The following is a 25105-nucleotide window of genomic DNA, read 5'->3' as shown; positions in this document are numbered from 1 at the left end:
GTCGGCTTTTTTATGGCGTGCAGACGAGACGATGTCGATGAGTGGTAGCGTGACTGAAGCAGTACACAAGAGCCTGACCGATTCCCCTGCCGACTGGCCTGATGAAGCCTTAACCCGCGAGAACCTCAAACTCTATCTCGAACAATTTCAGCAGCACATGGGCGTGGCTTTTGATGCCGGGACCGATGTTGAATCGCTGATTGATGTACGCACGCTGTTTATTGATCGGCTGTTGCGTCGCTTATGGCGCTTCTTTGGCTTTGATCAGATGAAAGAGATCGCCCTGCTGGCGGTCGGTGGTTATGGCCGTGGCGAATTGCATCCGCTGTCAGACATCGATGTGCTGATCCTCAGCCGTCGCCCGCTGGACGAGCAGGCAGCACAGCGCACCAGTCAACTGCTGACGCTGATGTGGGATCTCAAACTGGAAGTCGGTCATAGCGTGCGTACGCTGGAAGAGTGCCTGCTGGAAGGATTGTCGGATCTGACTGTCGCCACCAACCTGATTGAGTCACGTATGCTGACCGGCGACGTGGCGCTGTTTCTCGAACTGCAAAAGAACATCTTCAGCGATGGCTTTTGGCCCTCGGCGGATTTCTTTGCCGCCAAAATTGAGGAACAGCAGGAACGCCATAAGCGCTACCACGGCACCAGTTACAATCTGGAGCCGGATATCAAAAGCAGCCCCGGTGGCCTGCGCGATATTCACACGCTGCAATGGGTGGCGCGCCGCCACTTTGGTGCCACCACGCTGGATGAAATGGTCGGCTTCGGTTTTCTCACCGAAGCTGAACGCAACGAGCTGAATGAATGCCAGGAATTTCTCTGGCGTATCCGCTTTGCTTTGCATCTGACGTTAACGCGTTACGATAACCGGCTGTTGTTTGATCGCCAGTTAAACGTCGCCCAACGCCTTAACTACCTTGGCGAAGGTAATGAGCCGGTTGAGCGCATGATGAAGGACTTTTTCCGCGTCACGCGCCGTATTGGCGAACTGAATCAGATGCTGCTGCAATTGTTTGATGAAGCCATTCTCGGACTTTCCTCGACAGAAAAACCGCGCAGCATTGACGACGATTTCCAGCTGCGGGGGGATTTGATCGACCTGCGCGATCCGACGCTGTTCGATCGTGAACCGCAATCGATCATGCGTATGTTTTACGTAATGGTACGCAACGAGGACATTAAAGGCATCTATTCCACCACCTTGCGCCAGCTGCGTTATTCACGTCGTCACCTGAAACAACCGTTGTGCCAAATCCCGGAAGCGCGCCAGACCTTTATGGCGATTCTGCGCCACCCCGGCGCCGTGAAGCGCGCGCTGTTGCCGATGCATCGCCATAGCGTGCTGTGGGCCTACACGCCGCTGTGGGGCAATATCGTCGGCCAGATGCAGTTTGACCTGTTCCATGCCTACACCGTGGATGAACACACCATCCGCGTATTGCAGAAGCTGGAGAGCTTTGCCGACGAAGCCACGCGTCCGATGCATCCGATGTGTGTTGAACTCTGGCCACGTCTGCCACAACCGGAACTGCTGCTGATGGCGGCGCTGTTGCATGACATCGCCAAAGGGCGCGGTGGTGACCATTCGATTCTGGGGGCGCAGGATGCGCTGGATTTTGCCGAACTGCATGGTCTCAATTCACGCGAAACCCAGCTGGTTGCCTGGCTGGTGCGCCACCATCTGTTGATGTCGGTCACCGCTCAGCGTCGTGATATTCAGGACCCCACCGTCATTCAGCAATTTGCTGAAGTGATGCAGAACGAAAACCGCCTGCGTTATCTGGTGTGCTTAACGGTAGCGGATATCTGCGCCACTAACGAAAGTCTGTGGAATAGCTGGAAGCAGAGCCTGCTGCGTGAACTGTTTTTTGCCACCGAAAAACAGCTGCGCCGCGGCATGGAAAACAGCCCGGACCTGCGCGAGCGCGTGCGCCATCATCGGTTGCAGGCGCTGGCCCTGTTGCGCATGGAAAACCTCGACGAAGAACGATTGCAGCATATCTGGAGCCGCTGCCGTTCCGACTATTTCCTGCGTCACACCCCTAATCAGCTGGCATGGCATGCACGCCATCTGATTAACCATGATTTGAGCAAGCCACTGGTGCTGGTCAGCCCGCAGGCCACCCGTGGCGGTACCGAAATTTTCATCTGGAGCCCGGATCGCCCTTATCTGTTCGCCGCAGTGGCAGGCGAGTTGGATCGGCGCAACCTTAGCGTGCACGACGCGCAGATCTTTACCAGCCGTGATGGCATGGCCATGGACACCTTTATCGTGCTGGAACCCGATGGCAGCCCGCTGGCCGCCGATCGTCATCCGATGATCATCCACGCACTGGAACAGGCGATCGCCCAAACCGAATGGGTGCCGCCGCGCGTGCGTCGTCAGTCATCACGTCTCAAGCACTTCAGCGTCGACACCGAGGTCAGCTTCCTGCCAACCCATACCGATCGCCGCAGCTATCTGGAACTGATCGCGCTCGATCAGCCTGGCTTGCTGGCGCGGGTGGGTGAGGTTTTTGCCGATTTAGGTGTGTCACTGCATGGTGCGCGTATCAGTACAATTGGTGAGCGGGTTGAGGATCTTTTCATCCTGGCGAACAGCGAGCGACGCGCGCTTGATGTCGAAATGCGCAATGTGTTGCAACAACGGTTGACAGAGGCCCTTAATCCAAACGATAAAGTGTGATCTACCCGTCATCATTCAAGCTGCAGGTGCGTTGGCTTTCCTCGCTCACCCTGGTCACATACTGAAGTATGCTCCCAGGGATTCGCTGCGTCGCCGCCTTCCTGCAACCTGAATGATTTAGGGTAGAAAATTTGACTCATGCCTGGCATTGGCCGGGCATCCGCTATGACAGAATCAGGAAATTATCATGCAACAGTTACAGAGCGTTATTGAATCCGCCTTTGAGCGCCGCGCCGACATCACGCCAGCCAGCGTGGACAGCGCCACTCGTGAAGCCATCAACCAGGTCATCGGTCTGCTGGACAGCGGTGAACTGCGCGTGTCTGAAAAGATCAACGGTGAGTGGGTAACGCATCAGTGGCTGAAGAAAGCAGTGCTGCTGTCGTTCCGCATCAACGACAACCAGGTCATGGAAGGCGCAGAAACCCGTTTCTACGACAAAGTACCGATGAAATTCGCTAACTGGGACGAAGCACGCTTCAAAAAAGAAGGCTTCCGCGTTGTTCCTCCGGCAGCGGTACGTCAGGGTGCGTTTATTGCACGCAACACCGTGCTGATGCCGTCTTACGTTAACATCGGCGCTTATGTTGATGAGGGTTCAATGGTCGATACCTGGGCAACCGTGGGTTCCTGCGCGCAGATCGGTAAAAACGTTCACCTGTCCGGCGGCGTCGGCATCGGTGGCGTACTGGAGCCGCTGCAGGCTAACCCGACCATCATCGAAGACAACTGCTTTATCGGCGCACGTTCAGAAATCGTTGAAGGCGTGATCGTTGAAGAAGGTTCCGTGATCTCCATGGGCGTCTACATCGGTCAGAGCACCAAAATTTATGACCGCGAAACCGGCGAAGTGCATTATGGCCGTGTTCCAGCGGGTTCTGTGGTGGTTTCAGGTAACCTGCCTTCTAAAGACGGCAGCTACAGCTTGTACTGCGCGGTTATCGTGAAGAAAGTTGATGCGAAAACCCGTGGCAAAGTCGGTATCAACGAGCTGCTGCGCACTATCGACTAAGGCGAATTTGCCTTAAATAAACTTATCCGACGGGCCTGTATTCAGGCCCGTAATTTTTTCTTTACACATCCTACCTGACAACCTGTTTCTCACCGCGAATTAACAAGTGCGTTTGTTTTTCAAACAGGTCATAATCCGCGCCAGTTAACTCAGGCCGCGCAATGTTCATCCCGGTTTTTTATGTCTACAGTTGTTTAAGCTGGTTGCTGCGTTTCAGCTGCATCCTGAATGATGATGGTCCTGCGCGCTCTCCCACTTTTGATGGAATATAAAGCTATGTACGACAACCTGAAAAGCTTAGGTATCAGCAACCCTGACGACATTGACCGTTACAGCCTGCGTCAGGAAGCCAATAACGACATCCTGAAAATCTACTTCCGCAAAGACAAAGGCGAATTCTTCGCGAAAAGCGTGAAGTTCAAATACCCGCGTCAACGCAAAACCGTGGTGGCCGACCACAGCAGCCAGGGATATAAAGAAGTTCAGGAAATCAGCCCTAACCTGCGTTATGTGATTGATGAGCTGGATCAGATTTGCCAGCGCGATCAGGTTGAAGTCGATCTGAAACGCAAAATCCTTGACGATCTGCGCCATCTGGAAAACGTGGTGTCTAACAAGATTGCTGAGATCGAATCCGACCTCGATAAACTGACCCGCAGCGGTCGTTAATACTTGCTTCCCGCTCTGCTCAGGCCAGCTAATGCTGGCCTTTTTTCTGCGCATAAGGCAGTGAAAACAACCAGGTATCTTGCTGTGCCTGTTGCACCGTGCCACCCGATACCGTCCAGTCCGCCTGAGCAATGCGCTGCTGCCAGCGTGATTGCTGCAAACTGTTATCCGCCAGTGACAGTAAAGGAATCAGCCGCACGCTGACACGATCGCGATTTTTCCACGGCCAGACTTTGGCCGGATCGCTGTAAGGGGCCATGGCTGCCAGCGCGGCAAGCAACGATCCGCCCTGCGGGTTCTGGTAATGCCAGAGATCGCCGAAGCCGCTTCGTTGTGCCAGCCAGGCAAGGTTGCTGAGTGCCTGCAGATTAAAATAGCTGTAATGAAAGGATCGCGTGCGCGCCAGTTCCGCCGGTTGCGTACCATCAGCCCGAATTTGTTGGTCGATCTTACGGCGCGCCAGCGCCACCATCGTCTGCACCGTCGCGCGATCGCCAAGATACCAGGCGATGCCCGCCACCTGCGTACAGTACCAGCTGCCATGGTTGTTAGCCGCCGCAGCCTCCTGTTGCGCCAGCGGACTCTGTTGCAGCCAGTGCAGATAGGCATGAAACCACTGCTGCACGCCCTGCTCATCCGCGTGTTGCCAGCCCGGCGATCCGCGCAACAGCGTCAGCGCATCCACCACACGGGTGGCGAAATAACGCCCATCCAGCACCCCGGTATGACGCCCCTGCGCCACACCCGGCACCCCCTGGGCAAAATTGAGGTTAGGATTCATGCGGCTGGCGGGATCAATGAACCAATGCCGCGCCATCGACTGCGCTTTATCGGCATAACGCTGCTCACCCGAGAAGTACCAGGCGAGGGTCAATACCTGCAAATCGGCAGTAAAACGCGCCAGCCGGACACCATCGCTTTGATCATTTTTGCTGGCGGGATTGACCACCCCATCGCGCCGCTGCCAGGGCAGACCTGCCGGGTGGGTGTCGTCTGGCCACCAATAGGCGCTCAGACTGAGATAATCATGCTTTGAACCGCTCGGTGGCAGCAGCCCTTTATCGGTGACGCTCGGGTCTGGATGTTTCAGCGCCTGCTGCGCCTCCCGCTGCAATTGCTGCCAGGCGGCAAGGGTTGGCGCTGCGGCAGTCCGCTGCGCCAGCTGTTGCCTGACCTGTTGTAAATCGGTCAGCGAGAGAAACGCCAGCTCCGTCGCCAGGCCAAAGCTACTGTACAGCCACAGCAACGATGCCAGTAGCCCTGTCAGCTTCATCAGGTCTGCTCATCCAGTTGCAGTGCCACATACAGCAACAGCCGATCGTCAAAGTTGCCCAAATCCAGACCGGTCAATTCCGAGATGCGGTTCAAACGGTATTCCAGCGTGTTACGGTGGATAAACAGCGCGCGTGCCGTGGCGCTGGGCTGCACATTATGCGTGAACCAGGCGATCAGGGTCCGACGCAGCAAGCCGTTGTTATCCATATTTTTTAATTTCGCCAGCGGCCGGGCCAGCTCATTCGCCTGCCAGCCACCACGTAAACTGTCGAGCAGCACCGGCAACACCAAATCCTGATAAAAATAGCTACGCTGCTCTGGCATGCGCTGCTTGCCCACCATCATGGTAGTGCGGGCAGTACGATAGGATCGCGCGATGCTGCCAGGCCCGGTGAAGTAGTTGCCCAGCGCAATACGCATGCGCAGATGGCCACTCTCTTTCATCCGATGCAGCAGTTGTTCAACCCGGCGGCGATGGTCGTCCTGATCGTAGCGACCATGCGCATTCAGCGCCGGTTTTAACACCACCATTTCAGTCAGTGAAACGATAGCAATCAGGTTATCGCGCTCAGGGGTGGTCAGCAGCGTTTGCAGTTGCTGCAATTCCGACATGGCGCTATCCACGCCCAGCTGGCCGCTATCCACCTCCACCACCGCCACAACGCGTGGCTGATTGAGGTCAATACCCAGTCGCTGTGCCCATTCACTCAACGCCGGTGACAGGCTTTCACTCCGCACCAGATTAAGCACCAGTTCTTCGCGCAGACGGCTATCCTGCGCCAGCATATGCAGCAAACGCGCCTGTTCCAGCATCATTTCGGCCGTCATGCAAACCAGCTCGCCGTAATGACGCAGTGCGACCGGCTGCCCGGTCAGGCCGATTACGCCGACGATTTCGCCATCAATACGTAACGGCAGATTAATACCAGGGCGGACGCCATGCAGATGTCGGGCGACTGCCTCATCAATATCTACCACCCTGCCCTGCGACAGCACCAGCAGTGCACCTTCGTGCAATTCGCCAATACGTTCGCGATCTCCACTGCCAATAATGCGGCCACGGGCATCCATCACGTTGACATTGCTGTCAATAATTTTCATGGTGCGGGCAACAATGTCCTGTGCCAGGCGCGCATCGAGATGATAGGTGGCCATCAATCACTCCGGAAAAAAGACGAGAAGACAGAATACGCGCCCATTCGGTAGCTGACATTGTGCAAATGCACATAGCCGGATAGAGAATGCGGGAATTGCGGGAGAGGTCACATCTGTGACCACAAAAAAAGGCGGACCGAAGTCCGCCTTGAGTTAACGCTACAGAGATTACTGCATCAGGAGGTACAGGCTGCTGTCGCCGCGCTGTACATTCAACGCCAGAACCGACGGTTTGGTATCGAGGATCTTGCGTAATTCGCCCAGATTCGCCACGGCCTGCTGGTTCACACCGAGGATCACATCGCCTTTTTTCAGGCCGATGCGCGCTGCCGCACTACCCGGTTTCACACTATCAACACGCACGCCTTTCTGGCCATTGCTGTCGATATTGCTCAGGTCCGCACCTTCAATGCCGGTGTAGATCGTGGCTGACTGCACTTTATCCTGGGTGCTCTGCTGCAACTCGACGGTGACACTCACCGGTTTGCCGTCACGCAGCAGACCCAGTTGCAGTTTGGTGCCCACCGGCAGCGAACCGACTTCCGCACGCAGCGCAGAGAAGCTGGTCAGCGGTTTACCGTTCATGGAAACCACGACGTCACCCGCTTTGATACCGGCTTTCGCCGCCGCTGAATTTGGCAGCACCTGGCTGACAAACGCCCCGCGCTGCGCATCGACTTTCATCGCTTTTGCCAGCTCGGAGTTCAGCTCGGTGCCCATAATCCCCAGCTCGCCGCGTTTCACCTGGCCGTATTCCACCATCTGCGCGCTGAGGTTTTTCACCATGTTACTCGGGATAGCAAAACCGATACCGATGTTGCCGCCGTCCGGTGCCAGAATCGCGGTATTGATACCGATCAGTTCACCGTTAAGGTTCACCAGTGCACCACCCGAGTTACCCCGGTTGATCGCGGCATCCGTCTGGATGAAGTTTTCATAGTTTTCGACATTCAGGCCACTACGACCCAGCGCCGAAACAATGCCCGAGGTGACGGTTTCGCCGAGGCCATACGGGTTACCGATGGCGACGGTGTAATCACCAACGCGCAGGTTGTCGGAATCGGCAATCTTAATCGCCGTCAGGTTTTTCGCGTCTTGCAGCTGGATCAACGCAATATCCGACTGCGGATCTTTACCGATCACCTTCGCGTCGTAGCGACGGCCATCACTCAGCTGCACCTGGATTTTCGTCGCGTTTTCAACCACATGGTTGTTGGTGACCACGTAGCCTTTATCCGCATTGATCACCACGCCAGAACCAAGCGCACGGAATTTCTCCTGCTGCGTGTCGCTACCGCCGCCACTGTTATCGCCGCCACCGCCCTGACACATCGGTGAACTCTGGAACGGCGAACCGTCCTGGCAGAACGGTGAGTTATCACCAAAGAACTGCTGGAATTGCTGCGGCATGCGCGGGGTCTTCACCGTCGTACTGCCTTCCACGCTGATACTCACCACCGAGGGCATCACTTTTTCCAGCATTGGTGCAAGGCTGGGCAGTTGTTGACTGGAGGAGGAAGCTGTCTCCGCCGCGAAAACACTGACAGGGCTGAACGCCATGCCCAGACTAAGTGCCAGCGCACTTAACGTTAATGTGCTTTTTTTCATTCATCTGTGTCTCATATAAGATTTACGTCCGGACCATTACCATTGCTGTGGTCGTGATGATGAGATTAAATTGTAAACGCGAAGTTCCTGATAAAGTTTTGGGTAAAAGTAAAAATTATTCCTCTTCTTTACAAATCTTCGCTTATTCCACCGCCATCAAACGACGGTACTCATCCCAGGCATAAAGATCGGTCATACCACTGATATAGTCCTGAATAAGACGTGAACGATAATAGCGTTCCCACAGCAGGCGCTCATATTTATGTTCGACGATCAAAGCACGCATTGATTGTTGATACGCTTTGCGATGTTTGCCAGAAAGTTTATGAAACAGACGCGTTTCAATTGGGTGTCTGGCTAAGAAATCATCATTCATCAGCGTGGTGAACTGTTCATAATCCAGCTGCATTAATGACTGATAAATTTCCAGTAACCCTTTAATCACACGATAGCCTTGTAATTCCAGCTGTTCGACTTCCGGATGATTAAACACCTGCTGGCGAGCGACCGTCTTAAATAACATCAGCAGACGCCCCTCTTCACCATCATCTTCCAGCAAGGCGTGGTTAAAATTACCTGTAAAAATAGCCGGTAAGTTATCGATAAAGCGCCGTACCGCATGGCTGACTAACACGTTTTGTACGTTGACGCGTAACGACATAAAAAACTGGTCGCCTTTAGTACGCCATTTTTTCTGGCAGGCATCTTTCCAGGCCTCACCAATGGTACGACTGAACGCATCCCCCGGTTTCACCACACCCCAGGCTTTCGACAAATAATCATATAAGGTATCGACATTGAAGATGTCTTTCTCTACTGCGTCGTCCAGATCGGCGATGCAATAAGAGATATCATCGGCAGCTTCCATTATCCAGGTCAGCGGATAACGATGATGTTCTTTTATATCGGTCGCCACGCGAAGATTAGCGACATATTCCCGCTCTGATAAATAAAAACCCGGCTTTTTCATTAATACGCTGAACTCAGCCGGTTTATCTCCCTGCCACCAGGCGGGGGCGGTATATTTCAAAATACAGGCCACCTGAGCATAACTGAGGTTCAGTTGCAGCAAGGTATGGACCATGCGAATCGCCTGCGCATTGCCCTCGAAATGGCACAAATCCTGACGAATCATTGCATTCAGCTGGTCAAAAGCGACACGTTGCGCATCATCTTCGACACCCGCCACCAGCGGATCAACCAGCTCGGCAGGCAAATTGTCATCGAACCAGTCATTGATCGCCGCCTCACCGAAGTGACCAAAAGGCGGATTTCCCACATCGTGCAGCAGGCAAGCCATCTCGATCAGGCTTTCAAATGCGCCTTCCAGTTCATCCAGGCCGTATTTTGCCAGCCCGCCACCCTGCGTTTTCAGGGTTTGCAGGATCTCTTTAGCGATATAGCGCCCGGTTTGCTGCACTTCCAGCGAATGGGTCAGACGCGAGCGCACTGCCGCATTGCGCTCCAGCGGAAAGACCTGGGTTTTTTGTTGCAGACGGCGGATGGCGGCGGAATTAATAATGCGTCCGCGATCGCTCTCAAAATGACGGGTAATAAAGTATTCCCCTTCGGGATCTTTGCGGCTGGTATAGGGTCGGGTGAAGCTGATCTTCTTCCTGAAATTGATCGTCGCCATAATTACCCCTTATTTTTTCGTGAATTCTTCCTCTGACAGCCATGTTAGACTATGCCTCACTTTTGCCGTTTACATCCACAACATTAGCGAGACTCTTTTATGAAAGCAGGCATTATTGGCGCGATGGAGCAGGAAGTTACCCTGCTGCGTGACAAAATTGAAAACCGTCAGACGCTGACGCTGGCCGGGTGCGAAATTTACACTGGCACGCTGAATGGTGTTGAGGTTGCCCTGCTGAAATCGGGCATTGGTAAAACCGCCGCCGCTCTCGGCACCACGCTGCTGCTGGAGCTGTGCAAGCCGGATGTGGTGATCAACACCGGTTCCGCCGGTGGTCTGGCTCCGACCCTGAAAGTCGGCGATATCGTGGTTTCTGACGAGGTGCGTTATCACGATGCCGATGTGACCGCTTTTGGTTATGAGCCAGGCCAGATGGCCGATTGCCCGGCGGCTTTCGTAGCCGACGAAAAACTGATTGCCGCGGCTGAGCAGGTGATCAAACAGCTGGATCTCAATGCGGTACGTGGCCTGGTGGTCAGTGGCGATGCCTTTATTAATGGTGCCGCACCGCTGGCGCGCATTCGCAGCACCTTCCCGCAGGCGATTGCCGTCGAAATGGAAGCCACCGCGATCGGTCACGTATGCCACCAGTTCAAAGTACCTTTCGTGGTGGTTCGCGCCATCTCTGATGTCGCCGATCAGGAATCGCATCTCAGCTTTGATGAATTCCTCAGCGTTGCCGCGAAGCAATCTTCCCTGATGGTGGAAAACCTGCTGGCACAGCTGGCACGTGGCTAAATCGTTCTGGCTGGCCGGGCTGCTGCTGTTTTGCAGCAGCCTGCTGGCTGCCACGCCACGCGTTATTACCCTTGCCCCGCATCTGACGGAACTGGCATTTGCCGCCGGTATCACGCCAGTGGCGGTGAGCGCCTGGTCGGATTACCCGGCCGGTGCCAAATCGCTGGAGCAGGTGGCGAATTGGCAGGGCATCCGCATTGAACGCATTGTGCAGCTCAAACCGGATGTGGTGCTCGCGTGGCGTGGTGGCAATCCGCAGCGGCAAATTGATCAACTGCAACGCTTAGGCATTAAGGTAGAGTGGATCGATCCGCAAACCCTTGATCAGATGATTGATGCGCTGGCGTCACTGCAACGCTGGAGCCCACATCCGCAGCAGGCGCGTGATGCCGCCCAGGCACTGCGCAGCCAGGAAGCGCAATTGCGCCAGCAGTATCAGGCACAGCAACCTGTGCGGGTGTTTTTGCAGTTTGGTCAGCAGCCGCTGTTCACCGCCGCCCGCAACACCTTACAAAATGAAGTCATCGAATTGTGCGGAGGCCGTAATATCTTTGCCGATAGCACGGTGAGCTGGCCGCAGGTGAGTCGCGAACAGGTCCTGGCACGTCATCCCCAGGCAATTGTGATGGGTGGTACTGCCGCGCAGGCCAGCGCTATCGGGCAGTACTGGCAGCCGCAGTTACAGGTGCCGGTCATCGCACTTAATGATGACTGGCTAAGCCGACCGGGTCCACGTATGCTGCAGGCTGCCCGGCAGCTGTGCGCAGCACTGCATCCGGCGAAAATCAGTACCAAAAACGATTAAAGAATCACCAAAGATTGTCGTTAATCAGGTAACAAAGCACAGCAGCCATGTATGCTCTGTGCCCTTTTTGCGCTAAGCGCAATTTTAAAACACCAGGAAATCAATATGACCAGAGCTCTGCTGCTGGCCATAGGGCTTGTGATCGCTGTACCCATCGGTGCGGCCACCACCACCGGCTCTATCGTCGCTACGCTGACTATTTTCTCCCGCTGTGATATTTCACGCCCCGGTATTCAATCGCTGCCTGCAGTAGATTGTGGCCGCCATTTCAGCGCCCAGCCACGTATTACGCAAAGCACATTGCCGCGCGACGCGATGCGCCACGAAACGTCACGATTAGTTACGATAGAGTGGTAACAGGCCGCCAGAACGGCGGCCTGATAAATCAGATACTGAAGGAAGAACCGCAACCGCAGGTAGTTTTGGCATTCGGGTTGGTCACGATAAAACGTGAGCCTTCCAGCCCTTCGGTGTAGTCAACCGAACCACCCACCAGATATTGCAGGCTCATCGGATCCACCACCAGCGCCACGCCTTGTTTCTCGATGGTCATGTCGCCGTCATTCATTTGATCGTCAAAAGTGAAACCGTATTGGAAGCCGCTACAGCCGCCGCCGGTGATGTAAACACGCAATTTCAGATCCGGGTTTTCTTCATCCGCGATCAGATTTTTCACTTTTTTGGCTGCTGCATCGGTGAATTGCAAAGGCAGTGCTGCTACATCGTCACTCATGTTTTACTCCGGGTAAACGTCCAGGTCAGAAAACGACCTCAATCACGCTATTATCTGCCAGCCGCTGAGTGCAATCAAGTGTTGCCCTTCGCACTGCGTGCCGCCTGTTATGCTTTAAAGTATAGCCACATGGCGGCTTTAGCGCCCGGGTGCCTTTCACCTGACCGCTATCTTCCCGTAGAATGGCGCGAGTTTTTCTAAGACACAGCCGGAGCCGAAGAATGAGTAAGTCAGAAAACCTGTATGCCGAAGCACAGCGCCTGATCCCTGGCGGTGTGAACTCCCCGGTACGTGCATTTACCGGTGTGGGCGGCGTGCCGCTGTTCATTGAACGCGCTGATGGCGCTTACCTGTATGATGCCGACGGCAAAGCCTATATCGACTATGTCGGATCATGGGGTCCGATGGTGCTCGGTCACAACAACGCCACCATCCGTAACGCGGTGATTGAAGCTGCCTCGCGTGGCCTGAGCTTTGGTGCGCCGACCGAGATGGAAGTCAAAATGGCGCAGCTGGTTTGCGAGCTGGTGCCGAGCATGGATATGGTGCGCATGGTCAACTCCGGCACCGAAGCCACCATGAGCGCGATTCGCCTGGCACGTGGTTTCACCCATCGCGACAAGATTATCAAATTTGAAGGCTGCTACCACGGCCATGCCGACTGCCTGCTGGTGAAAGCCGGTTCCGGCGCACTGACCCTTGGCCAGCCGAACTCCCCAGGCGTGCCAGCTGATTTCGCCAAACATACCCTGACCTGCACTTACAACGATTTGTCCACCGTGCGCAGCGCGTTCGAGCAATATCCCGAGGATATCGCCTGCATCATCGTTGAGCCGGTAGCGGGTAACATGAACTGCATTCCACCGCAGCCGGACTTCCTGCCAGGCCTGCGTGCGCTATGCGATGAGTTTGGCGCGCTGCTGATTATTGACGAAGTGATGACCGGTTTCCGTGTCGCTCTCGGTGGTGCTCAGGCGTATTACGATGTCACCCCGGATCTGACCTGCCTCGGTAAAATCATCGGCGGCGGTATGCCGGTGGGTGCCTTTGGTGGCCGTCGTGATGTGATGGCAGCACTGGCACCGACTGGCCCGGTTTACCAGGCGGGCACCCTGTCCGGTAACCCGATTGCCATGGCGGCAGGTTTTGCCTGCCTGTCGCAGATTGCCCAGCCTGGCACCCATGAAACCCTGACCGAGCTGACCACCCAGTTGTCTGAGGGTCTGCTGGCGGCGGCGAAAGAGGAAAACATCCCGCTGGTGATCAACCATGTGGGCGGCATGTTTGGCCTGTTCTTTACCGCAGCCGACAGCGTGACCTGCTATCAGGACGTCACCCAGTGTGATGTGGAGCGCTTCAAACGTTTCTTCCATCTGATGCTGGAAGAAGGCGTTTACCTGGCGCCTTCCGCGTTCGAAGCGGGCTTTATGTCGCTGGCACACAGCCAGGAAGATATTCAGCGTACCATTGATGCGGCACGCCGCTGCTTCGCGCAGCTGTAATCAAACAGGGCACCGTTCGGTGCCCTGCTCTTATCGCGCCCGTCGCAGTAGCCAGATAAAATACGGCGCGCCAAAGAAGGTCGCCATCAATCCGGCCGGGATTTGATCCGGAAACGCCAGCATACGCCCGCACCAGTCAGCAAACACCATCAACCCCGCCCCCAGCAGCCCCGCCATTAACAGCTGCGGTAAGGCGCGGCGGAAACCCAGCATGCGCACGATATGCGGTGCCATCAAACCAACAAAACTTAACGGCCCGATGGTTAAGGTAGCGGTAGCCGTTAGCGCCGCAGCCAGCAATAGCAACGCCAGACGCGATGAGGTCAGCGCCATGCCCGCCGAACGCGCCGTGGCGCTGCCCAGTGGTAGTAACGTCAGCCAGCGACTCGCCAGCGGTGCCAGCGCCACCAGCACCACGCCACACACCGCGCTTTGCAGCGCCTGCTGCATCGTAATGTTGTAGGTGGACCCCGAGATCCAGCTCAGCAGTCCGCCCATACGCGGATCGCCGCTCGCCATGAGCAACATCAGCAAGGTGACGAAGGCACTGTTAAGCGCCATCCCCGCCAGCAGCATGCGTTCCGGCGAAAAGCCGCCGCGACTGGCCACCAGCATAATGGTCAGCAAGGTCACTGCCGCACCCAGCGCACCGGCGGGCAGCAGCCAGGCAACTGCATTGCCCGGCACGAAAAACATCATCACCACCACGCCGCAGGCAGCACCGGAACTGATCCCCAGCACTTCCGGGCTGGCCATTGGATTGCCGGTTAAGCGCTGAATCAGCGCACCGGCCACCCCGAGCATCAGCCCGACCACCAGCGCTGCCAGCACACGCGGCGCACGCCACGGCAGCAGCTGATGCAGCATATCGCCGCTCACCCACGCCCAGCCGTGCGCATCGCGGCCAAAGGTCACGCCGATCACTGCCAGCAACGCCAGTATCAGCAAGCCAGACAGGCACCAGCGCGCCACCGCCTGACGTTCAGCCGGAGCTTTGTCACCCTGATTCAGCGGCGGAGGCACCGAGCCGGTGCGCAGACGCGGCAGCAGCCACAGCAGAATCGGCACGCCAATCAGCGCCGTCGCCGTGCCAGTAGAAACTTCACGCCAGTGCGTTGTCAGCCACAACACGCATTGATCCGCCAGCCACAGCAGCAACGCACCAATCAACGGCGCCAGCAGCATCCGGCTCAGCAGACGGCGACCGCCCAGCATCTTCGCCAGCAGCGGAGCAAACAAGCCAATAAAACCGATAATGCCCGCCACGTTGACCAGTTGAGCACTAAGCAGAATCGCCAGCGCCAGGGTAGCCACCCGCGCCAGCGACAGCGCCAGTCCGAGATTTTTGGCAACCCCATCATCCAGCCCCATCAGGGTAAGCGGACGCAGCAACGCCAGCGCCAGCATAAAGGCCAGCAGCAGACGCGGCCATAACAAGGCCACGTTGCGCCCATCCAGCTGGTTCAGCGCGCCGGTACTCCACAGAAACATGTTCTGCAATTGGTCGTGGTTGAAGATGGCAAAGATCTGGTTGACTGCACCGGCATACAGGCTGAGCACCAGCCCGGCAAGAATCAGCGTCACTGGCGACAGGCGTTTGCCCCAGGCCACGCCAAACACCAGAATACCCACCACCACCGCCCCGCCCATCGCAGCAAATTGCTGCGTCAGCGCACCGCCGGGCAACTGCCACAGGGTAGCGACCGTGATGCCAAGCTGGGCACCGGAAGAGACACCTAAAGTTGTAGGTTCCGCCAGCGGGTTACGCAGCACCTGCTGAAACAGCAACCCCGCCAGCCCCAGTCCGGCTCCCACCAGCAGCGCCAGCGCGAGGCGCGACAGTAAGCTGTGATGGAACACCACCTGCTGGATATTGTTAACGTCCGGCGCGACAAACGCCTGCGCCCACTCGGCCATCGGCAACGCCTGGCGCAGGTTAACGAGGGTTAACGCCAGCGCCAGCAGAAATAAGGCACTTAAGAGCGCGACGGGAAAGAGACGATTGCGCATCAGTGCGACTCCAGCGCGTGTTCCAGCACGCGGACAAATTTCAGTGCCGACCAGGTGGCACCGTAATACCAGACGGCAGGCACACGCTGAAAATGCCCGGCGCGCACAAACGGCAGCGCCTGCCAGAGCGCCGTTGCCATCATCTCCTGCATCTGCAATTCATTATCGTGATCAAAGCAAATCACCGGCACATCACCCACGGCAGCCAGTCGCTCAATACCAATCACCGCACTGCCCCAGAAGTTGGTTTCGCCCTGCCAGGCGCTTTGCAGTCCCAGCTGTTCCATCACCTCAAGAAACAGGCTGCCTTTACCAAAGGTAATCGCATGACGGCTATCGAGGATCGACATCAACAGGATCGGTCGCCCTGCCCAGGGTTTGAGGCGTTCACGCGCCGCCGCCAGCACGCCATCAACGTACTGCAAATGTCGCACCGCCTGCGCTTCACGGCCAATACGCGCCCCGAGTTCATGCAATGACTTGCGTGCGGTGCTGAGCGGTTTGCCATCGCCACTGTTCAGATCAAAGCCCATAGTAGGGGCGATGCGCGCCAGGGTAGCCGCTGAAGGACCATAGCCGTTGGAATGCAGGATTAAAGAAGGATTGAGCTGAGTCATCAGCTCCAGATTGGGTTCAGTACGCAGGCCGAGATCAATCGTCCCGGCAGGCAGTGCCGGTTCCCCTACCCACACCCGATAGTTGGAGATATCCGCAACACCCAGCGGGGCCACGCCCAATGCCATCAGCAGTTCGGTCGGCAGCCACTCCAGCGCCAGAATGCGCTGGGTATCCGGTAACGCCGCCTGTAACGGCGTCATTTTCATTAATGGCGATAACGCCAGCGCCGCCAGCAGCCGACGGCGAGAAATATCCAGCATCACCAGCCTCAGTAAACGAAACTGACGGGCGCACCGCCCTGCGGATGGGGCAGAATGCCCATCGGAATGCCGTAAATGCTGCCCAGCACATCAGCCTGCATGATCACTTCTGGCCCACCTTCGGCAATCATCTCGCCGCCACGTAAGGCCACCAGTTGGTCGCAATAGCGCGCCGCCATATTGATATCATGCAACACCGCGATCACCGTCAAGCCACGCTCCTGGCTGAGCCGCTGAATCAGCGCCAGCACTTCCACCTGATGGGCGATATCCAGCGCCGAAGTGGGTTCATCCAGCAACAGACAGCGGCTGTTTTGCGCCACCAGCATCGCCAGCCAGGCACGCTGACGTTCCCCCCCTGACAGGCTATCCACCAGACGCCCGGCAAAGGGTTTCAGCCCTACCAGCGCAATGGCTTCCTCCACGCGGTCGCGATCTTCCTGACCATAACGACCCAGCGCCCCGTGCCACGGATAGCGCCCAATCGCCACCAGCTCACGCACCGTCATCCCTTCTGCCGCCGGTAACTGCTGCGGTAAATAGGCCACCTGGCGGGCAAAATCCTTGCTGCCCCACTGATCCACCGCTGCACCGTTCAGCAACACACGGCCTTCACTCGCGGCCTGATGGCGTCCGAGCATTTTCAGCAGTGTCGATTTGCCGGAGCCGTTATGACCGATCAGGGCCGTCACTTTGCCCGGCGTGAAGGTGAGAGAAAGCGGATGGAGCAGCGTGCGCCCAGGCACGCGAAAACTGACGTTATCCAGCGTAAAGGTTGTTTCCTGGTGGTGCGGATGCTGCATGATAATCCCTGGCGTTACGGGCGCATTCCGCGCCCTTTTCTATCAGAAACGGAAGGTTGCAGTACCAACAATCTGGCGATCGGTGCCCCAGTAGCAGGCATATTCGCGGTAGCAGCTGGCGACATACTCGCGATCAAACAGGTTGTTGACGTTGATACCCAGCGACGATCCCGGCAGGCCAAAACGAGCCAGATCATATTTCACTGCTGCATCAACCACGGTATAGCCCTTCACATCGAAGTTTTGGTTAGCATTGCTGCCGTTTGCCTCGGTATCAGCATAAAGCCCTTTGCTGGCACCGGTATAACGCACACCAGCACCCAGCGTCAGGCCAGAAAGTGCGGTTTCGTGGAAGGTATAATCTCCCCACACGGACGCAGTTTGCTTCGGTACCTGCACCGGGGTTTTTCCTTTCAGCGTGGTATCTTCGGTGTACTCCGCATCGGTGTAGCTATAACCCGCTGTCAGGTTGATATTGGCGCTCAGCGCCGCTTTCGCTTCCAGTTCCACACCGCGTGAGCGGATCTCACCCGTCTGGATACTGGCATATTGATGCTCAGGATCGGCTGTCAGGTTATTGTTTTTGGTCAGTTGATACACCGCCGCCGTGATAACAATTGGGCGATCTTTAGGTACATATTTGATGCCCGCTTCATATTGTTTGGCACGTGATGGATCGAACGCCTTACCATCAAAAGTTGAACCGGAATTAGGAATGAAAGCTTCGCTGTAACTGAAATACGGCGCGATACCATTGTCGAACACGTAATTCAGACCGCCGCGCCAGGTAAATGCCTGGTCGTTTTGACGATCGAGGGAACTGGCCACACGGTCATACACCGATGTCATGGCGTAATCGTAACGACCACCCAGCGTTAACACCCAGCGATTCCACTCCATCTGATCCTGTGTATACAGGCCGGTCTGCCGTTGTTTGTCCAGATGTTGATAGGGATCTGCAAACGGCGTCACCGTATCATTCCCGTACTGTGGATTAACGGCGTTCAGGCTGCTGGCAGTACCAAACTGTGCATTGATATCATTACGCATTTGCTGATAATCAACGCCCATCAGCAGAGTATGGCTCAAGGCTCCTGTGTTAAATTTCGCCTGTGCCTGGGTATCAACTGAGAATTCATTTAAGTGTTCATCTGAAACCGCGGAGCCACGATTAATTTGCAATGTCTCAGGATTAAAACTGCTGCCGTAAATGCTGCGATAATCGGTACGCAGGTCGGCATAGCGCAGATTCTGACGCACCGTCCAGGTGTCGTTGAAGCTGTGCTCAAAGCTGTAACCCACCATTTTGGTGTTGCGCGAAATCTTGTTGCTCGGTTCGCCTTCATCAAAGTTGGTCGGCAGTTTGTACTGGCTGCCGTCAGGACGAATAATCGGCACCACGGTGCCTTCACGCGGCAGCCAGCCGTAGTAGCCGGTTTCGGGTTCGTTCTGGAAATAGGTCAGCAGATCGAAACGGGTGTTGGCATCGGGACGCCAGCTAAAGGAAGGCGCGATGGTGTAGCGCTTCTCTTTGTTCATCTCCTGCTGCGCATCCTGGCTGCGTGCCAGTCCGGTCAGGCGATAGCTGTAAACGCCGCTGTCATCCAGCGCGCCACCAAAATCGAAACCGGTGGAGAAACGGTTATCCGTCCCCATCTGGAACTGCACTTCACGTAAGGTTTCCTGGGTCGGACGCTTACTCACCAGCGACACCACACCACCTGGGTTGCTTTTGCCGTACAACACCGAAGCCGGGCCACGCAGCAATTCGGCGCGCTCAAGGAAGTAAGGATCGATGGCAAACTCGGAGTAGTTATCGCCCTGCAACTTCAGGCCATCGAGATATTGGTTGGTGTTGGTTTCGCTGAAGCCACGAATGGAGAAAGCATCGATCACATCCGAGCTGCCGCGGTTATCGCTGATACCAGGGGTATAGCTGAAGGCACGTTTGACCGACTGGACATTGTGCATCGCCATTTCTTCCTGAGTGACCACAGAAACCGACTGCGGCGTCTTCTCGATCGGCGTATCGGTTTTAGTGGCTGTGGCGCTGCGTTTCGCGGCGATGGTTGGTGCCGGTCCCCAGGCACTTTCCTGTGGAGCGGCAGAACCCCCATCGGCGGTGACCACGACGGTATCTTCAGCCAGCGCTTGCGCGCTCAGGGAGCCCAGGATTAAGGAAATCAGTAAAGCGAGCGGACGTTTGGTAGACGTTCCGCGCGGAAAGGAAACAGTTCGCGCATTCATATCAGGATCTCTCGAAAAAAAGTCGGTGCAGGCGAATGTAAACGAGAATGATTATTAGAAAGGTTGGATTTTAGGCGAAGTGTCGCAAGATCCGCAAGATATAAAGCCTGATGGCGGTGCGTTTGCCGCAAGTTCGTTCATTTTTGTTACGAAAAAACGGCCATAAAAAAAGGGTGCCACAGCACCCTTTTTTAGATTTCAGCCACTTAGTTGTTGCCGAACATCTCTTTAATCCAGCCAGCAACGCCGTTGCTGTCTTTCTGTTCTTCCTGCTGCTGCTGTTGCAACTGTTGCTGCTGCTGAACCTGCTGCTGTTGCTGCTGACACAGGGAGTTCGGATCAAGCGTCCACACCGGCAACGTGCGCCAGGTACTGCTGCCGGAGCCGCAGACAAAGTTACCGGCCGAATCAATATTCATCTGGCTGATATCTTCCGGCGGCGTCAATACCAGCGGCATCGGTGCCTGGTTATCGAGGTAGCGGCGATACAGCTGCATCGCACCACTGGCACCGTACAGCTTGGTTGACTGGTTGTTGTCGCGGCCTACCCAGGTGATCGCCACTTCTTTGCCATCGATACCGGCAAACCAGCTATCGACCAGGTCATTGGTGGTACCGGTTTTGCCCGCCAGATGCGCATTCGGGAAACGCGCACCCAGCGCACGCGCCGTACCGTGATCCGCCACCTGCTGCATGCTGTACAGCGTCAGATACGCGGCCTGCGGCGGCTCCACACGCTGTGCCTGCGGGAAGCTTTGATACAACACGGTACCGTCTTCCGCAATCACCGAACGTACCGCCGACAGCTCAGCACGGTTGCCGCCACTGGCGATGGACTGGAACGCCTGCGCCACTTCCACCGGCGTCAGGTTAAGCGCACCGAGCAACATCGCCGGAACCGGGTTCAGCTGGTCTTTCGGCACACCGAGTTTCGCCCAGGTATCCACCACCGAATTCAGTCCCAGCGTCATACCGAGGTTAACCGTCGGCACGTTCATCGAGTTGGTCAGCGCATCCACCAGCATCACTTTGCCGCTGAAGCGACGATCATCGTTGAGCGGTTTCCAGACGGTGCCGTTCGGCTGTTTCAGCGCGATAGGTTCATCGGCGATCCAGCTGTTGAGACGATAGCTATTCGGCTGGCTCAGCGCGGTCAGATAGGTGGCCGGTTTTGCCAGTGAACCGATGGAACGACGCGCCTGCAACGCACGGTTATAACCGGCGAACTGCGGATCAGAGCCACCGACCATGGCGCGGACTTCACCACTGAAGCGGTCCACCACCACCATCGCGGTTTCCAGATCTTTCAGGCCGCGTTGTTTCTTCAGCGTCGGAATACCGTCTTCCACCGCTTTCTCCGCCGCATCCTGGGAAATCGGGTCCAGCGTAGTGAAGATCTTCACGCCGGAGAGATCTTTCATTTTATCGCCGAGTTTGGCCTGCAACTCGTTACGTACCATCTGCATAAAGGCAGGCTGCGGTGTAATCACCCCGCCCTTCGGCTGCACGCCCAGCGGACGCGCCGACAGCATGTTGTACAGCTCCTCGTCGATAATCTTTTGCTGCTGCAACAGACGCAACACCAGGTTACGACGTTCCAGTGCCAGCTGCGGATTACGCCACGGGTTATACAGCGAAGCGCCTTTCACCATCCCCACCAGCATCGCCTGCTGATCGAGGCTCAGCTCATCCACCGGACGACCAAAGTAGTACAGACTCGCCAGCGGGAAGCCGCGGATCTGATCGTTACCGGCCTGGCCGAGGTACACCTCGTTGAGGTACAGCTCCAGAATGCGATCTTTGCTGTAGCGCGCATCCATGATGATCGCCATATAGGCCTCACGCGCTTTACGCCACAGCGAACGCTCGTTGGTGAGGAACAGGTTTTTCACCAGCTGCTGCGTCAGGGTACTGCCGCCCTGCACCGCTTTACCGGCGGTGATGTTAGCGAGGAACGCACGACCGATCGAGTACGGGCTGATGCCATCGTGCTCGTAGAAGTGGCGGTCTTCGGTGGCGATCAGCGTATCAACCAGCAGATCCGGGAAACCGGCGCGCGGCACAAACAGGCGCTGTTCACCGTTCGGGGACTGCAACATGGTGATCAGGCGCGGATCGAGGCGGAAGAAGCCAAAATCACGCCCGGTATCGAGGTTTTTAATCTCGCTCAGCTCGTTATTGCTGAAACTCATACGGGCACGGATCTGCCCCTCTTTGCTGTCCGGGAAATCAAACGGACGGCGTAGCAGGTCGATCGTGTTACCCTTCACGCTAAACTCGCCAGGGCGGGTAATGCGCGAGACTTCGCGATATTGCGTGCCTTCCAGCAGCGCAATCATTTCTTTTTTGTCGTAAGGCATTCCCGGTTCGAGGCTGACCATGCGGCCATAAACGGCAGCAGGCAATTGCCACACTTTACCGTCGATACGGCTGCGGATTTCTGAGTCGAGATAGACGCCCCAGATGACCATCACCACCACAAACACCAGGAATAGTTTGATGAACCAGCCTAACCAGCGGCGTTTCGCGCGCGGCGGGCGTTTTCCTTTACCTTTACGTGGCACTGGCTCACTCTCCTCATCATCCTGCTCTGTATCATCATCAAGTTCCCTGCGGCGACCCCGGCGCGCGATGCTGCGCGGTGGTTTGGGCTGTTTTCCTTTGCGCCCAATCGGTTCGCGATCGTTCCCAGACATGCTTTTATTCTCCAGGCATAGCTACGGCTGCGCCGTTACTCTAACTGCTTTCTCGTGCTGCGCATGGCAGAACCCTCTGAATTCGATACCAAAGGATCACGATGAAAATTTTTTAGTCCGCCTCGTTGGTAAGGCGTTGGCCGGATCATCCGGCCAGGGATGTTTGGGATAGCGCCCTTTCATCTCTTTCTGTACTTCAGGATATGCTCCACACCAGAACGCCGCCAGGTCACGGGTGATCTGCAACGGTCGGTGTGCCGGAGACAACAGCTCCAATACCAGCGGTACCCGTCCATCAGCCACAGCCGGATTGCGCGCTTCACCAAACATTTCCTGAATACGCACCGCTAACGCGGGTGGCTTCTCTGCATCGTAGCGGATCGGCAGGCGGCTTCCGGTCGGCACAGTGTAATGAGTTGGCAGCACACTATCCAGCCGCTGGCGTTGTGACCATGTCAGCAAATGTAATAATGCGCTGACAAGATTGACGCTCTGCAAGCCCTTCAAATCGCGCACCGTACTCATCTCCGGCAGCAGCCAGCTTTCCAGCGTATCCAGCAAGGTCTCGTCATCCAGTGACGGCCAGTCCTCTTCCGGCAGCCACAACGCAGCACAATGCAAACGCAGGCGCAGCTGTTCCGCTTCCGGCGTCCAGCCCAGCACCGCCAGACCTTTTTCGCGGATCCAGCGCAGCATCGCCGCATGTAACACTTCCGGTTCCGGGCGCGCCAGCGGTTGTGCTTTCAGGACCAGTGCACCCACCACTTCACGCCGCCAGGCGCGCAGCGTCCCTTTCTCTTCATCCCACTCCACATCGGTGCGTTGCTCCACCAAATGCGGGCATTGCTGCCGCAGTTGATCGATATCCACCGGCAGCGCCAGCAGGATACGCGCATCGGCCGCGCTGGCCCCCTGTAATAAGGAGGGAGCCATCAGCCATTCGCTACGGCTCAGGCCATCCTGCTCATCCAGCATCGCGCCAATACCGTTCGCCAGCTGATAACGCGCGCTGCTGCCACGGCGCTGCGCCAGCCGGTCGGCAAATCCGGCAGCCAGTAACGCCGGGAAAAGATCGGCATCGACATTGCCGCCGCTGGCATTGAGACGCTGCTGCCACTGACGGGCGCGCCGTTGCCACATCGATTGTGGACGATGCAGCGCATCACGCAGGTCAGCACTGCCGCTGCGCGGCGGCTCCTCCAGAATCGCCACCAGTAGCGCGGCGCTGGCGATGGCATTCTTATCTTGTCCGGCCGCACACAGGATGGCGCTCAGACGCGGATCGCTGCCCAATTCGGCCATTTTGCGCCCGGTCGCGGTTAATCGCTCCGCCTCATCTAATGCTCCCAGCCGGGCCAGCAACTCCCGCGCCGCACGCAGATGGCGTGCAGGCGGCATATCCAGCCAGCTGAGTTGTGCAACATCCGGGCAACCCCATTGCAGCAGATCGATTTGCAGCGAGGCCAGGTCACTGTGCAGGATTTCCGGCTCGCTCTGGGCCGCCGCCCTTAATGCCTGCTCCTGCGGCAGCAGATGCAGGCAGATACCCGGTTCGAGACGTCCGGCACGCCCTGCGCGCTGCATCATGGAAGCCTGGCTGATGCGCTGCGTTTGCAGCCGGGTCACGCCACTGCGCACCTCAAACTGCGCCGCGCGCTCCAGCGCGCTATCCACCACCAGCCGGATACCTTCAATCGTCAGGCTGGTTTCCGCGATATTGGTGGCCAGCACCACTTTGCGGCGGCCCGGCGGCGACGGCAGAATCGCCCGGCGTTGAGCTTCAAGCGATAACGCACCATATAAAGGAGAGAGATCAACATCTTCGCTCACCCGCGCTTCCAGCTCACGTTTGACGCGTTCGATTTCCGCCACGCCCGGCAGGAACAGCAACAACGATCCTTGCTCTTCACGCAGCAGCTGCGCCACTTCCCGTGCCACCGCCTCCTCAAACCGCTGTTGATTATTCAGCGAGGCATAACGACGGGTCACCGGGAAGCTGCGGCCCTCCGAGGCGATAAACGGGGCATCCGGCAGCAGGCTGCGCAGGCGTTGGTTATCCAGCGTCGCCGACATCAGCAGAATTTTCAGATCATCACGTAGCCCCTGCTGCACATCCAGCAGCAGCGCCAGCGCCAGATCTGCCTGCAGGCTACGCTCATGAAACTCATCAAGGATCACCAGAGAGACCCCTTCCAGCATCGGATCGCGTTGCAGCATGCGCGTCAGAATACCTTCGGTGACCACTTCCAGCCGGGTATCGGCCCCACAGCAATTTTCCCCGCGCAGGCGATAGCCGACGGTGCCGCCCGGTTGTTCGCCGAGCAATTCCGCCAGCCGCTGTGCCACATTGCGGGCGGCCAGCCGTCGCGGTTCCAGCATAATGATGCGGCCCGGTAACTGCGCCTGTTGCAGCAGTTGTAAAGGTAGCCAGGTGGATTTACCTGCGCCGGTGGGTGCCGCCAGCAGTACCTGCGGCGACTGCGCCAGCGCGGCCAGCAGTTCAGGCAGCACCTCGCTTACCGGTAACTCACTCACACTCAACTCCGTTTCTGCCTGTGCTAAGATGGCGCGCATTGTAGCATTCCC

18 protein-coding genes are annotated in these 25105 nt (G+C 56.8%); 7 read left to right on the top strand and 11 right to left on the bottom strand.

From position 1 onward, the window contains the following. The first annotated feature begins 37 nt into the window (after positions 1 to 37). The 3 genes from glnD (at position 38) to HA50_RS03875 (ending at position 4373) form a co-directional block, all read left to right on the top strand. Complete coding sequence (gene glnD / locus HA50_RS03885; protein ID WP_084878321.1) at positions 38 to 2692, top strand: bifunctional uridylyltransferase/uridylyl-removing protein GlnD; 2655 nt, start codon at positions 38 to 40, stop codon at positions 2690 to 2692. Positions 2693 to 2879: 187 nt separating this feature from the next. Then, entirely contained in the window at positions 2880 to 3704 is an 825-nt protein-coding gene (gene dapD / locus HA50_RS03880; protein WP_084872838.1) for a 2,3,4,5-tetrahydropyridine-2,6-dicarboxylate N-succinyltransferase, read from the top strand. A gap of 276 nt (positions 3705 to 3980) precedes the next feature. Then, positions 3981 to 4373: a DUF3461 family protein gene (locus HA50_RS03875; protein WP_084872836.1), complete on the top strand. Its 393-nt coding sequence runs from the start codon at positions 3981 to 3983 to the stop codon at positions 4371 to 4373. 28 nt (positions 4374 to 4401) lie between these two features. Here the strand turns inward: HA50_RS03875 and HA50_RS03870 are convergent, their stop codons facing one another. From HA50_RS03870 to dgt, 4 genes are all read right to left on the bottom strand, one after another. Further along, complete coding sequence (locus HA50_RS03870) at positions 4402 to 5646, bottom strand: alginate lyase family protein (protein WP_084872834.1); 1245 nt, start codon at positions 5644 to 5646, stop codon at positions 4402 to 4404. Continuing rightward, positions 5646 to 6803 carry a CdaR family transcriptional regulator gene (locus tag HA50_RS03865; protein ID WP_084872832.1) on the bottom strand — a complete coding sequence of 386 codons (1158 nt, stop codon included), beginning with the start codon at positions 6801 to 6803 and terminating at the stop codon, positions 5646 to 5648. Before HA50_RS03865 ends, HA50_RS03870 begins: the two co-directional genes overlap by 1 nt. Positions 6804 to 6971: 168 nt before the next feature. After that, positions 6972 to 8411 carry a serine endoprotease DegP gene (gene degP, locus HA50_RS03860; RefSeq protein ID WP_084872830.1) on the bottom strand — a complete coding sequence of 480 codons (1440 nt, stop codon included), beginning with the start codon at positions 8409 to 8411 and terminating at the stop codon, positions 6972 to 6974. Positions 8412 to 8553: 142 nt separating this feature from the next. Next, positions 8554 to 10047: a dGTPase gene (gene dgt, locus HA50_RS03855; protein ID WP_084872828.1), complete on the bottom strand. Its 1494-nt coding sequence runs from the start codon at positions 10045 to 10047 to the stop codon at positions 8554 to 8556. Between the two features lie 99 nt (positions 10048 to 10146). On the opposite strand from dgt, the gene mtnN reads away from it, so the two are divergent. The 3 genes from mtnN (at position 10147) to HA50_RS03840 (ending at position 12007) form a co-directional block, all read left to right on the top strand. Further along, the gene (mtnN, locus tag HA50_RS03850) at positions 10147 to 10845 is read left to right on the top strand and encodes a 5'-methylthioadenosine/S-adenosylhomocysteine nucleosidase (protein ID WP_084872826.1); all 699 of its coding nucleotides are present in this window, start codon (positions 10147 to 10149) and stop codon (positions 10843 to 10845) included. Then, positions 10838 to 11650, top strand: coding sequence for a vitamin B12 ABC transporter substrate-binding protein BtuF (gene btuF, locus HA50_RS03845; protein WP_084872823.1), 813 nt, complete (start codon positions 10838 to 10840; stop codon positions 11648 to 11650). The genes mtnN and btuF overlap by 8 nt, the downstream gene beginning before the upstream one ends. Before the next feature lie 105 nt (positions 11651 to 11755). Then, on the top strand, positions 11756 to 12007 hold the full coding sequence (locus HA50_RS03840) for a hypothetical protein (protein ID WP_084872821.1): 252 nt from the start codon (positions 11756 to 11758) through the stop codon (positions 12005 to 12007). A gap of 28 nt (positions 12008 to 12035) precedes the next feature. Here HA50_RS03840 and erpA read toward each other — a convergent pair whose 3' ends face one another. Next, on the bottom strand, positions 12036 to 12383 hold the full coding sequence (gene erpA, locus HA50_RS03835) for an iron-sulfur cluster insertion protein ErpA (protein ID WP_084872819.1): 348 nt from the start codon (positions 12381 to 12383) through the stop codon (positions 12036 to 12038). Positions 12384 to 12604: 221 nt separating this feature from the next. Here erpA and hemL point away from each other — a divergent pair, with 221 nt between their 5' ends. Further along, positions 12605 to 13885: a glutamate-1-semialdehyde 2,1-aminomutase gene (hemL, locus tag HA50_RS03830; RefSeq protein ID WP_084872817.1), complete on the top strand. Its 1281-nt coding sequence runs from the start codon at positions 12605 to 12607 to the stop codon at positions 13883 to 13885. A 30-nt stretch (positions 13886 to 13915) separates the two neighbouring features. On the opposite strand, the gene fhuB is transcribed toward hemL, so the two are convergent. The 6 genes from fhuB to hrpB form a co-directional block, all read right to left on the bottom strand. Next, positions 13916 to 15895, bottom strand: a complete 1980-nt coding sequence (fhuB, locus tag HA50_RS03825; RefSeq protein WP_084872815.1) for a Fe(3+)-hydroxamate ABC transporter permease FhuB — start codon at positions 15893 to 15895, stop codon at positions 13916 to 13918. Beyond that, complete coding sequence (gene fhuD / locus HA50_RS03820; protein WP_084872813.1) at positions 15895 to 16773, bottom strand: Fe(3+)-hydroxamate ABC transporter substrate-binding protein FhuD; 879 nt, start codon at positions 16771 to 16773, stop codon at positions 15895 to 15897. Before fhuD ends, fhuB begins: the two co-directional genes overlap by 1 nt. Positions 16774 to 16781: 8 nt before the next feature. Beyond that, the gene (fhuC, locus tag HA50_RS03815) at positions 16782 to 17576 is read right to left on the bottom strand and encodes a Fe3+-hydroxamate ABC transporter ATP-binding protein FhuC (protein WP_084872811.1); all 795 of its coding nucleotides are present in this window, start codon (positions 17574 to 17576) and stop codon (positions 16782 to 16784) included. 42 nt (positions 17577 to 17618) lie between these two features. Then, positions 17619 to 19823, bottom strand: a complete 2205-nt coding sequence (gene fhuA / locus HA50_RS03810; RefSeq protein ID WP_084872809.1) for a ferrichrome porin FhuA — start codon at positions 19821 to 19823, stop codon at positions 17619 to 17621. 206 nt (positions 19824 to 20029) lie between these two features. Then, positions 20030 to 22519, bottom strand: coding sequence for a bifunctional glycosyl transferase/transpeptidase (gene mrcB, locus HA50_RS03805; RefSeq protein WP_084872807.1), 2490 nt, complete (start codon positions 22517 to 22519; stop codon positions 20030 to 20032). A gap of 96 nt (positions 22520 to 22615) precedes the next feature. Next, on the bottom strand, positions 22616 to 25093 hold the full coding sequence (gene hrpB, locus HA50_RS03800) for an ATP-dependent helicase HrpB (RefSeq protein WP_084872805.1): 2478 nt from the start codon (positions 25091 to 25093) through the stop codon (positions 22616 to 22618). Between the last annotated feature and the right edge of the window lie 12 nt (positions 25094 to 25105).

The sequence above is a fragment of the Pantoea cypripedii genome (assembly GCF_002095535.1).
GTDB lineage: Bacteria > Pseudomonadota > Gammaproteobacteria > Enterobacterales > Enterobacteriaceae > Pantoea > Pantoea cypripedii.
The sequence above is the reverse complement of the archived record's forward strand: the minus strand, read 5'-3'. Positions and strand labels throughout refer to the sequence as shown.